This window comes from Patescibacteria group bacterium (assembly GCA_041650895.1).
In the GTDB taxonomy this organism is placed as follows: domain Bacteria; phylum Patescibacteriota; class Patescibacteriia; order 2-01-FULL-39-33; family 2-01-FULL-39-33; genus CAISTG01.
Map to the genome: position 1 here is coordinate 927,877 of JBAZKF010000001.1, position 11,081 is coordinate 938,957.

Annotated in this window: 10 protein-coding genes; 2 read left to right on the forward strand and 8 right to left on the reverse strand. The window is 41.7% G+C overall.

Translation table 11 applies throughout. The features are described from left to right. Positions 1 to 10: 10 nt before the first annotated feature. From WC473_04620 to WC473_04655, 8 genes are all read right to left on the reverse strand, one after another. A complete protein-coding gene (locus WC473_04620) occupies positions 11 to 1,012 on the reverse strand; it encodes a hypothetical protein (protein ID MFA5125071.1) in 1,002 nt (333 codons plus the stop codon). Between the two features lie 317 nt (positions 1,013 to 1,329). Beyond that, positions 1,330 to 1,509 carry a hypothetical protein gene (locus tag WC473_04625; protein ID MFA5125072.1) on the reverse strand — a complete coding sequence of 60 codons (180 nt, stop codon included), beginning with the start codon at positions 1,507 to 1,509 and terminating at the stop codon, positions 1,330 to 1,332. A 4-nt stretch (positions 1,510 to 1,513) separates the two neighbouring features. Further along, positions 1,514 to 4,396: a hypothetical protein gene (locus tag WC473_04630; GenBank protein MFA5125073.1), complete on the reverse strand. Its 2,883-nt coding sequence runs from the start codon at positions 4,394 to 4,396 to the stop codon at positions 1,514 to 1,516. Positions 4,397 to 4,400: 4 nt separating this feature from the next. Beyond that, positions 4,401 to 5,168 (reverse strand): type II restriction endonuclease, encoded by a 768-nt coding sequence (locus WC473_04635; protein ID MFA5125074.1) that lies wholly within the window; start codon positions 5,166 to 5,168, stop codon positions 4,401 to 4,403. 1 nt (position 5,169) lies between these two features. Next, on the reverse strand, positions 5,170 to 6,156 hold the full coding sequence (locus tag WC473_04640) for a DNA cytosine methyltransferase (GenBank protein ID MFA5125075.1): 987 nt from the start codon (positions 6,154 to 6,156) through the stop codon (positions 5,170 to 5,172). 72 nt (positions 6,157 to 6,228) lie between these two features. Continuing rightward, positions 6,229 to 6,744: a JAB domain-containing protein gene (locus tag WC473_04645; protein MFA5125076.1), complete on the reverse strand. Its 516-nt coding sequence runs from the start codon at positions 6,742 to 6,744 to the stop codon at positions 6,229 to 6,231. Between the two features lie 19 nt (positions 6,745 to 6,763). Continuing rightward, positions 6,764 to 7,828 carry a Fic family protein gene (locus WC473_04650; GenBank protein ID MFA5125077.1) on the reverse strand — a complete coding sequence of 355 codons (1,065 nt, stop codon included), beginning with the start codon at positions 7,826 to 7,828 and terminating at the stop codon, positions 6,764 to 6,766. Between the two features lie 267 nt (positions 7,829 to 8,095). Beyond that, positions 8,096 to 9,145, reverse strand: coding sequence for a reverse transcriptase/maturase family protein (locus WC473_04655; protein MFA5125078.1), 1,050 nt, complete (start codon positions 9,143 to 9,145; stop codon positions 8,096 to 8,098). A gap of 16 nt (positions 9,146 to 9,161) precedes the next feature. Here WC473_04655 and avd point away from each other — a divergent pair, with 16 nt between their 5' ends. After that, a complete protein-coding gene (gene avd / locus WC473_04660; GenBank protein ID MFA5125079.1) occupies positions 9,162 to 9,512 on the forward strand; it encodes a diversity-generating retroelement protein Avd in 351 nt (116 codons plus the stop codon). A gap of 664 nt (positions 9,513 to 10,176) precedes the next feature. Further along, positions 10,177 to 11,049 (forward strand): hypothetical protein, encoded by an 873-nt coding sequence (locus WC473_04665; protein ID MFA5125080.1) that lies wholly within the window; start codon positions 10,177 to 10,179, stop codon positions 11,047 to 11,049. Positions 11,050 to 11,081: the final 32 nt, after the last annotated feature.

Sequence of the window (11,081 nt, forward strand, 5' to 3'; positions counted from 1 at the left end):
TGATGTTTCGTTAGTTCTTGTTTCGGCTCGTGGCTTCCTTCGCCATCGCACCGAGGAATTTCTCGGCATCGAAGCCTTCGAGATGCTTCGATGTGCCTTTGCGTGACCAGAGACTTGCGAAGTCGGGGTGAGCGAGCAGATACTCGAACTCCCAGACATGCATGACTTCCGGACGGGACATGCCGTAGCCGCCACCGTGTCCTTCGAGATAGTCACCGTTGTGAACACGTTTGTCGTAGCTGACCGAAACGCATCCGTCATGGTGACGGTAGCCGTTGATGACCTTGGCCGTTCCGAACTGATCAGGGACGATTCGTTCCTGCCATTTGCCGATAAAGCACATGACGGGATCGTTCTCGTTGAACCAGTCGTACGGACGGTTGTTGGGCATCGCCGGTTTCTTCTCGGCACGCTTTTCGAGCGTCAGCAACAGCTTGATCTTTTCATCAGTCTGTCGCTTCTCCTCGATGAGGCGTTGCCGGGTGCTTTCGAGTCCGTTCCTGATCTGATTAAAGAACGAATCGTCGGCGGTCTTGAAGACGCACGGGGTGTTGAACTTCCGATCCTCGTCCTTCATGCCGGCATCGTTGACGATACTGCACGAGGTCGAGATGTGGTAGTTGTAGCGACAGCTACCTCCACCAGTGTACTTGCACCAACCACAAACGTTGAAGGTGGTTGCACCATGTTCACGATTGATCGATGCGGCGTCGAGAGGTTCCGGGTCATCTCCCCAGCTGTCCTTGCGGACACCAATCTGTGGAAATTCCGGATTCTCCGTCTGCTTGGCGATCTTGATGATGTCCTTTGCGGTTTTGCCAATCATTAGCTTCAGTCTCTCGTCCACCGTTTTGATGTGAGAGCTGAGACTGCTGGCATGCGACCGCCACGAACGAATCATCTCGCGGATGGTGATCTTGCCGAAAAACACGATGTCTTCGGCGGTACTTGCCGTCAAATCCCAATACTGCGGGATAAGACCGGCCACTTCTGAACTCACTGACTTTTTCATCGGATCCTCCTAATGTCTCGCAGGTTTCCCTATAACAGGTAGCCCTGCGATGACCCATGATTTTACGATTCACAGTACCCACCCCACTATGAGGCGGAACCGAATCGTAGCCACCGTAGTAGCTTTTTAGCCAGAATTGGGCTAATTCAAGCCAAAAAGCTACTACGATAGGATTGTCAAAGATCTTTTAGGTTTACATAGGATTATAGCAAATACAGACCAGTTTGTCAAGTATCTAGCCTGATTTATTTATAATCCTTGATAAATTATCATTATAATGCCTTTTGTGCCACCTGTTTGCCCCTTGGGTGAGCTTTCTACAGCTCCTCCGACAGTTCAACCGCATCGTCCTCGTCTAACCCGTATTCCTCCATAATTTCCTGAACGTGCTCGGCTTCTTCCTTGTCGAGATCATGATTTTCCATTAACTCCACCACTTCTTCAGTGGGAGCATCGTCATTGTCATTTTTAATTTCTTTGTCTAAATCGTCAGCCATAGTTTTATTTGTTAGGAAAACTGTATTTTTGTTCTCGCTTTTGGAATGCCTCTTGTCCACCCTCAAGAATTTCGCAAACATGTTGTCTGATGCCTTTTCTATATAAAATTGCTGACTCTTGAGTGGGAGTTAACTCAAATGTATTTTCTAAAGCACCTGATATATACTCGAAGCGGAATTTTTTATTATCACGCCCAACTTCTTGCCCGGATTGATTCGAGACAACAGTCTCTTCAGCATCAGCACCAACGACAAGGTTTGGATTGTGTGTGACAATAATTATCTGTCTTTGTAGTTTCTTGTTTTTTAGAAAAGCTACCAGATCATCATAGACGGATCGATTGTCGAGATCATCCTCTGGCTGATCAAGCAGAATCGGCCACTCTCCGTCACTTAAATTGATAAGCAACTGAAGTAAAACCAATCCCTTTTTACCCGGCGACATTTTGTCGAGGGAATCATTTTTATAGAAAATTTTGAAGTCAAGGTAAAAATAGTTTTCCAAAAGTTTTGCAACAGCATCCTTCGTCAGACGGTTCTTAACCGTGTTTATTGTGCCTCCGACTAACCCCTCGAAAACCGTTGTTATATTGGTTAAGTGCTTTGTCGGATCGTATTTATAAATAAACTCATCGCCCCACTCCGCCTCAACAATGACTCGTTTTAGATCATTCTTATTGATATATTCCTTGACGACATTCGAGTTAAACGCATCATCATTGAAACTTATGTGTACGCCAAGAGTAATCTCGCCAAATTTACTTTCAAACTTTTTGAATTCATTTCGCAAACTCTCGTATTTAAGGACAATCTCTTTGTATGACTCAATAACACCATCTGACTTCTTTTTATAAGAAACTTTCTTCGTCTTTAGATTATTTCTCTTTATGGCAATCTCGTTAAGTTTCTGTTGTTCTTTCTTAATAGCATCTGTTTTTTCTTGAAGTTCTGATTGTAATTTTACCTTTGCTAATAGAGGTGCAAGATCGGCTTTTATTTTGACCAGCTCGGCGGTATAGATTTTAAGCTTGCCATCAATTGCCGTAACTAAGTTTGTATTTGCAGATTTTAATCCAGGTGCAAATGAATCGACTACTTTAAACTCCACCTTGAATTTTGCTTTTATGTCAGCATCATTAAGATACTCTTCGTGCTCTTCGATTGTGGATTTTAATCCGTCAATTTGTGAAGTTAAGTCCGAGCCCAAGCTCTTGATTGTCTTTTTGTCTTGCTCAAGATTAGAGATTTGAACATTGATCTCTTTTTCTTTTGCAACCAGCTCTTCGTACTGCTTTAATTGTGCTTCTGATAATCCTGATTTAGCTTTAATTTCATCGGCTTGTTTCTGAAGTGTCTTAATATAATTCTCGATACCTTTTTCATCGCCGGTCTGCTTCAACTCATCTTCTGTCTTTTTAATTTCCTCACGATCAGAAAACAATTCACCGATAGCAGTCGGTATTGCTTTGACCTCAGATTTTATTTCTCTAACAGTTTCTTCGTATTTTTCTTTAACCGCCAAGTCTTGCAAGATGACATTTAAAACAAACTCATTCAACGCCTCACGGCTTTTTATGTTTGCCTCCGAGAGAGTATTCAGATATCTCTGTGGAATATAGAGAATCTTTCGTTCCTTTGAGTGATCCTCTGTAGTTCCTTCAGGTGTTCTCAATAGCGTATGTTGGCCGTCCTTCCATGTAACTTCAAAATTGAAGTCAACGGAGGTATCAAAATCGTATTTTACAGGGACACCGCTATCGGAAGTCCTGCTCTGTACTTCTTGGCGATCAATAGTTTTTGCCATGTAATACAATAGCAACGATTTTCCGGTTGATTTGCCACCAATTATGGTCGTAAGATTTTGATTAATCTCAATAGGGTCGCTTCCAAACTTTACATCACCGGTATTGTCTAAGAATCGAACCTTATCAATAACAAAATAAGATTTTTTCTCTCCCGGTTTTTGAGGTCCGATAAAAATACGCTGTTCTGGCTCAAAAACAATCTGCTTCAAACCCTCAAATGTTGGATCGGCTTTTATCCATAATAAATTGCTATCTTGATCAGCCTTGCCAAGATCACGCAACGATCTAGCGTCCGAGCTTATGTGCGAACAGAATTTGGATGTAAGCGTGCTATTTGTTTTTATATAGTCCGATACAGCAACCGATGATTGATTGTGCTGGGACTGTAAGAGGTTAACTTTTTGATGATTGAATATGTCTGCCAAATGTGTTCGGTCTGTTGCTGTGCGTTCCTGAAAAAGACCATTATTGCTATTGCAGTGAGGATAAATTATGATGCCTCCGTTTTTCTTAACCTCGTCGATTATTTCCTTAATGTCAGTGCTTGTTGTAGTAAGAACGCCAGAACTATTTGTTCTGTTATTAATGCCAAATTTTATTAAAAAAGCTTGGATGCCAGCTGAAAAAGTCTCTTTTTCGTAGAGTTTATTTGGAAAAAACAACAACATGTGGATGCCCTGACAATTAATCTCTACCCCAGGGATTATTTTGCATCGTGACTGCTTGGAATACTCTATAAAAGAATCGAGCAGACAGTCATCAAAATAATTGTGATCAGTGATCCCGATGCAGTCTAATTCTGGATTGAAGACATCGACAAAAGCAAAATAGTTTCTAACATGATTAGTGCATCGTTCCTTTTTATCAATTTTTGTATCATTAAAATAAGCCTTTGAATCATAGAGCAATGCATTGGCTTCACCTCCAACTTTAGTGATGTATTGTTGCCAACCGGTTGTGTTTCCCTTTTTCAACTCTTCTGAATAATCTCCAAGCTGGATGTAATTGTCATCCAAAATAGTCTGGGTTTGCAAATCCCACTTTCTCCATGTCGACCCTTTTGGATAAGGAAAATTACTCATAAAATTATTTGTTAAAAAGTTCTACAGGATTGATTTTGAATTGCAACATCTTTGCGGAATCTCGACCACCATCTCCACCCTTTCTTTGCATGCCAATTTTACCAATTTTCAAACTACCTTGTGGAGTAATTCTAACTTCGCCTTCTGCGAACACATTCATTGCGTGATTTATTGATTTTAATACCCATCTGCTTTCGTCTTTTGATTTTAACACTACAAGCATCCAACCGGCTGAAAATTTTCCTCTTCCTTTTAGAATGTCCGAAACTACGAGAATTTTATTTTTTGTAAAAAAATCGATTATTTTATTTTGTACTGCCTTGTTCATTTCATCCAAAAATAGTCTTCGGGAATCTCGTAATCCGTCTGTATTTTCTGGGAGAATCTCGCCGGTAAATTGCTTTAGTGCTCTCGCCAAATCAGAAGGAATTTCCCACATTTCAATATAATTTTCTACCCATCTTTTATCAACCTGATTAAATCCTTGTGGATTACTGACAAGTTTTATTGAAATATTTTCAGCCGAAATCGCTTTTTTCAAATAGATCGTAATTTGAACTTGGACATCGGTTTTATAGCCGTGCAATTTTATTGCTTCGACCCTCTCTATTTCCTTAATCGGATAACCCATAGTCTCTAACCACTTTTGAGCATCTTCATCAGTTTTCCAGTTGTTAAATTTTTCAACGACATCATCTTCGTTTCTAAAACCACCCCTAGCAGTGTTTGATCCTAAAAGGATCGCTTTCTTTAGATCTTTATTTATAGGCATATTATTTTTCTATTGTTAAAATTATCTGTTTCATAATTTGCTTCAAGACTGGCACGACCACACTATTGCCAAATTGCTTGTAAGCTTGGGTTTTATTCACCGGCACTTTAAAGTTTTCGGGGAATCCCATTACTCTTGAACACTCCTTGGGAGTAAGTTTTCTTACCTTACCATTTATAAGATAAGCTCCGGTTCTACTACCAGCACCTCCTCCGTACGCTGAAAATGTTATTGCGTGTCCGAGGTCGCTATAAATTCGTTCACCTTGACCGCCATTATTTATTGTGCCAATTCGTATCGGTCCTTGCGGATAATTTCCAAAAATATCGGCTGTTATATTTTTTTCTCTAATTTTTATGTCATCTCTTTTTATCACATATGGAGCCGCCTCTTTGTCGTCAACAAGATAATCCCGAAGCTTTACTGATTTGTTGACTGGCAACGGGAAAGAAAAATCATCTATATCTAAATCCTTTCTAAAACAAATAATATAGACTCTCTCTCTTGATGTGGGGGCACCATACTGACTCGCATTCAAAACTTTATAAAAAACATTGTAGTTAAGATCATCAAGGGTTTTCTTTATCACCTCTAATGTTTGTCCATTATTGTGTTTTGCAAAATTTTTAACATTTTCTAAAAACAAAATTTCTGGTTTATGATATTTCGCAATCCTCGCTACATCAAAAAATAATGTTCCTCTCGTGTCTTCAAAACCTCGTTGTTTACCTGATATACTAAAAGCCTGACATGGAAATCCTGCACAAATAATATTATGTTTTGGAATCTTCTTCTCATCTACTTTCGTTATATCTCCGTCCGGTGTTTCTCCAAAATTAGCTTCGTAAGTCATCTGTGCGTATTTGTCCCATTCAGAAGTATAAACACATTCTAAACCATGAGATTCGAGTGCGTATCTAAAACCACCTATCCCAGCGAATAAGTCTATAAATTTTGCTTTTTTAATATCGAATTTCTTTTTTAGCATAATGATTGATGATGAATTTTTAATCAGTCTGTGACTAATTAATTTATTTCCATACTTTCATAAAATATAAATTTATTCCGGTATATACTCCTGATGGCCACAACGACAAGCTGTGCCATCATTTGTTGCCATACTAAAGTACGACCGTTTTGAAACGATAATAAAGTCCTCAAAATTGGGATGGAATGATAAAACCTGCGAGTCTGCTTGTAATGACCTTATAAGCTTTCGGTCCGCTTCATCCGGAGTCGGATCAATAGAACCCGGGTGGTTCATAAGCAGAATAAACTTCTTGGCCAAAAATAGAGAGAAGTAATGCCAAAGCATTTGAGTATCGAAATTCTTGGGAGATGACCCGAGGAAAACTTGATGACCAAGGAATAAATTTTTGTCATCAAGATAAATTCCAATAATCTTGGAAACATTTTCATTCTCCAAGTCTTTAAGAAATTTATATAAGTCTTCCGGATCACGAACCTGACCCTGAATAGGTAGCTCGACATCAGTCTCAACGATTTCAAATTTCTTTAAATATCGTTTACCTTCCTGATGTATATTTTCCTCTTTTTTATCTTCTTGTTTTTTCATAGCGATTTCCTGTTAAAATTTATATTTTTACATATCTCGTACCACGGCCACGCCCGACACGCTTGACCTTTCCGAGCTCAACCAGACGATCCAATGCTTGGCGAACCGTACCGAGGGCAATGTCTGTTGCCTTTACGATTTCGCCGGGAGCCGCCTCGCCGACACTTGAGATATGCTTCCAGACCTCGAATTGTTTTGGTGAAAGAGTATCTTCCACCTTTTCCTCTTCGAGATATGATAATGCCTTTGTCGCTTGTTCTCTAACAGCCGAAAGAAAGAAATTCAACCAAGGAGAGATTGTGTCGTGATCAGTCTTGAAAGTCTCTTGTGATTTTCGTAGAGAGATATAATATTCATCTTTTCTGCGTTCAACTATCTGCTCGTGAGAAACATACTGAATGAATTGATATCCTGACTGCAAAAGCAATAGATTTGTAAGGACACGAGAAAGACGACCATTACCATCTTCGAATGGGTGGATCTTCAAAAATTCAACGACAAAGTTTGCGATAATCAAAAGATTGTGAAAACGATTCTTCTCAAAAGCATCGTTTGTCCATTCGACAAGTTCTTGCATTTCTTTGCCAGTAAGAAAAGCCGGTGTGGTTTCAAACATTATTTGAGCAATGTTTCCGTCCGGTCCAAGAACACCAACAGTGTTCTCTTTCTTTTTATATCCACCACGATGAGTATCATCTTTGTGTGAATATTTAAGAAGCTGATTGTGGAGTGAAGTGATCAAGCTTTCTCTTAATGGCAGACTTTGATAACTGTCAAAAACATTCTGAAGTGTTTCCAAATATCCCTGAACCTCTTGAGAGTCACGATCGGCGAATTTTGAGACAGCAAGACCTCTCATAACTTTCTCGACTTCTTCATCGGTCAATCGAGCACCCTCAATACGAGTAGAAGCACCAGCTGAAGTGATCAGTGTAGATTTTTTGAGATTAGTAATAGCTTGAGGAGTCATTCGCAAGCCAGATTTAAATTCACCTCGAATTCCATCAATCTCGGCCAAAAGAGCCACGATTTGTGGATCGGGATTTTTTATGCGATGGTCAAATTTGTTGAAAATGTCGTCCATATTTATAGTTTTGATTAATAATTTAACGCTATAAGTTATATAGTGGATTATAACGGATTACAGCCGTAAATACAAGTCCTGCAAACTGTGGGTAACATTTGCCCATATTCCAAGACATTCTGCCAATTATTGGTTTTTCCTGCTAAAATAGGCAAACAACTGAATAAGGCCTAAACCCGAATCAGGGCATGGTCACAAAACCATCCAAGAGAGCCTCGCAAAGGACTTTTTGCGTTTGTGTACGCAAGGATGGTTTGCGAGGTTTTTTTAATCGTGTAACCAAAACCAATACTGATTTTTTAGACCTTCCGAAAGTTGGTGGGCGTTGGCATGGGAGAGCACACCCAGATATGATCGCAAAGATTGCGAAAGAGCATCCTCGCTGATTGTTCCGCTTCTGAACATGGCGACGCGTTCTTTTAGTTTGCGAAATATCCTACGCTTCGTTCTGGCTCTCACGAGGCGGTGGTATGGCAAAGCGACATATCCCAAAAAGTCGACGCCCTGATGACACGCCCGGATCGATACCTTATTGGGATGGAGCGATAATTGTAACTTCTTATCCAAAAAGTCCTTAATTGGATTAAGGATGTTTTCGAGATACGCTCTGTCGGTCGAAACAATAACGAAGTCGTCGGTGTATCGAGCATAATTAATAACCTTAAGTTTGTGCTTCACGAATTGATCAAATTCATTCATGTACACATTTGCGAAAAGTTGCGAGGTTAAATTGCCTATAGGTAAACCCTGTCTATCAAACAAATTGGTCTGGCTGGCTGAGTAACTTTCCACAACTCTGTTTAAAAGCCACATAGTATCTTGGTCAGTTATTTTCCTGCCGAGAATATTCAGTAAGGTGCGATGGTCGATGCTATCAAAAAATTTTCTCACATCGCACTTCAATGCAAAACACGGTCTGGTAAAATTTTGACTTTCACTTCGAATCATCCGCTCAACGGCTAAAACTCCTTTATGTGTTCCTTTGCCTATTCGACATGAAAATGAATTGGCTATAAAAGTTTTGTCGTAAAGCGGATTAAGAATGCGAAAAATAGCGTGATGCAAAATACGATCACGCACCGAAGCTTTGTGGACATGCCTGACTTTCGGATCGTAAATATAAAATCCGGAGTATGGGGAATGAACATACCTTTTGCCCTTTAAATCACGGAAAAGAGCAAACAAATTCGGCTCAAGGTTGAATTCAAATTCTTGAACATCCGCCCTCTTGCGTTTGTCGCTTTTGAATTCTTCCCATGAAGTAAAAATGTTAGGGATTGAAATTATCTTCTCGAATAAATTAGTATAAACCTTCATAAATTAAATTAAAACTATGAATGACTTTGATATTCCCATTTTTAAGAAAAGCTATGACTTATACAAAACATTCAATGAGTATCGCAAACTCGTTCCCAAACAAGACCGCTTCACGGTTTTTGAAAAGTCTGAATATGCGATTTTGGATGTTTTGGAAAGCATAATGAAAGCGAGTGGAGAACAGAAAAAAGAAAAACTGCCAACACTTGAAAAGGCCAGCCTCAAACTTAACATGCTGAGAGTCTTCATTCGACTAATGAAAGACACAAAAACGATAGACGCTAAAAAATATATGATACTTGAAAGCGTAATCGATGAGATTGGCAGAATGTTGGGAGGATGGATTCGCTCGGTTAAAGCCGAGTAGAGTAAGAGAAAGGGTACCCGTGAGGGTACCCTTTCTTAAAAAAGAGGAGTGACTTCGAGACAAGACCGGAAGCCGAACCGTAGTTGTCGTTGGCATTGTCGACCCAGTTCGTGTCGAACTTGACCTTGCCGTCGTCGAACTTGAAGTACGGAGACTTCGAGAAGTCGCCATCGGCATCCGGAATTTTGCTTTTGTCCGTCCTTGTCACCAGACCTCGAGCTTTACTTCCCGTTGGCAACGGAACTATATGCTCTCAATCCTGAATTTGATTCGACGGTATCCTGTATGGGAATCCGTACTGAACAAAAGCAAGCAGTATCTCCTCAATGCAACACACTCTTGGAAACCGTGATCCCCAAGACTCCGGTTGTTTATCTCTTGATGAGAGAGTTCGGCGACGGCAATCCTTAAACGGCCGTGCATTAGCCTATGCTCAATGCTATTATACCCTAAAATCAGGTAGCATTAAAACGCTTGACAAAACCGTTGATATTTGCTATACTGACATGAAGTTAAATGTTCTTTTAAAAAGGCTAAATATAGCGATTTTGTGAGGTTAGCGTATTGGATATAAGTCATTTTTGTATCCAGCACGCTCGCCTCACAAAGAGGCAAGACGCTGACCGGAGCGACTCCGGGAATTCAAAAAAGAAGGAGGATGACGATGAAAACATCGATCACCAGCATCACCGAAGGACAGAAAAAGCAGTACTTCAGGTTCGTCGAGGACGCCGCTGAGCGTGCGCTCAAAGAAACGGGTCTCGACAAAGACGGGCTTCAGAAGCTCATCGAAAACGGCGACGAATTCCAGGCAAGGATCGTGACGGCCGTCCGTGAACTCTCCGTGAGCAACCAGTTCGCAGACGAGGAAACGGAATCCAACTACGGCTACCTCTCCGGCTACAAGCCCAAGGGAATCACCGAGCAGACCAACCGGTTGCGCGAGTTGTTCCCCGGGATTGGCTACGCCGATGAGAAGCTGGCCGAGCAGGATCTTCCCCTGAACGCCGAAGGATGGTTCGCCATTCCGAGGTGGGAGAAGATCGCCCCGACATACGGCGAAGCCGTGCAGAAGGTGCTCGACCTGATCAAGCAGACCCGAAACGGTGCGTTCTACAACTACCGTGAAGGCCAGCTCGGTCCGCAGTATCTCCGTCAGTCGACGAAGGCCAGCAAGGCGTTCCAGAAGCTCGGTGACGAGCAGAAGGATCACGACATTCTCGTCGTTTCGGCTCAGTTCGGTCTCCGTCACAGGGGCCGTTCGGTTCGCCGGGCACGCGAAGTCATGAACGCCAGCGAGTTCGGTCTCGGGGCTTTCGCCATCGGGATCATGATCCTGACGCATCCGGAACGGCTCCAGCACTATGACGATCTCTGGATCGACTGTGCCGGGGACGAGTTCTCACCGGGTGCCGATGGCGACTTCTCGGAGTCTCCGTGCTTCAGGTTCGTCGGCGGCGAGGTCCGGTTCGGCGCGCGCTGGGTCGACCGTGCCAACGGCCACTACGGTTCGGCTTCCGGTCTTGTCTCGCAGTAGTGATCCTTGAGTGCTTGAATTCTTGGGTCTTT

What these genes read in the sequence shown, in the direction of transcription:
- WC473_04620 (MFA5125071.1), bottom strand. Translation starts at nt 1,012, where the DNA reads ATGAAAAAGTCAGTGAGTTCAGAAGTGGCCGGTCTTATCCCGCAGTAT.
- WC473_04625 (MFA5125072.1), bottom strand. Translation starts at nt 1,509, where the DNA reads ATGGCTGACGATTTAGACAAAGAAATTAAAAATGACAATGACGATGCT.
- WC473_04630 (MFA5125073.1), bottom strand. Translation starts at nt 4,396, where the DNA reads ATGAGTAATTTTCCTTATCCAAAAGGGTCGACATGGAGAAAGTGGGAT.
- WC473_04635 (MFA5125074.1), bottom strand. Translation starts at nt 5,168, where the DNA reads ATGCCTATAAATAAAGATCTAAAGAAAGCGATCCTTTTAGGATCAAAC.
- WC473_04640 (MFA5125075.1), bottom strand. Translation starts at nt 6,156, where the DNA reads ATGCTAAAAAAGAAATTCGATATTAAAAAAGCAAAATTTATAGACTTA.
- WC473_04645 (MFA5125076.1), bottom strand. Translation starts at nt 6,744, where the DNA reads ATGAAAAAACAAGAAGATAAAAAAGAGGAAAATATACATCAGGAAGGT.
- WC473_04650 (MFA5125077.1), bottom strand. Translation starts at nt 7,828, where the DNA reads ATGGACGACATTTTCAACAAATTTGACCATCGCATAAAAAATCCCGAT.
- WC473_04655 (MFA5125078.1), bottom strand. Translation starts at nt 9,145, where the DNA reads ATGAAGGTTTATACTAATTTATTCGAGAAGATAATTTCAATCCCTAAC.
- avd (MFA5125079.1), top strand. Translation starts at nt 9,162, where the DNA reads ATGAATGACTTTGATATTCCCATTTTTAAGAAAAGCTATGACTTATAC.
- WC473_04665 (MFA5125080.1), top strand. Translation starts at nt 10,177, where the DNA reads ATGAAAACATCGATCACCAGCATCACCGAAGGACAGAAAAAGCAGTAC.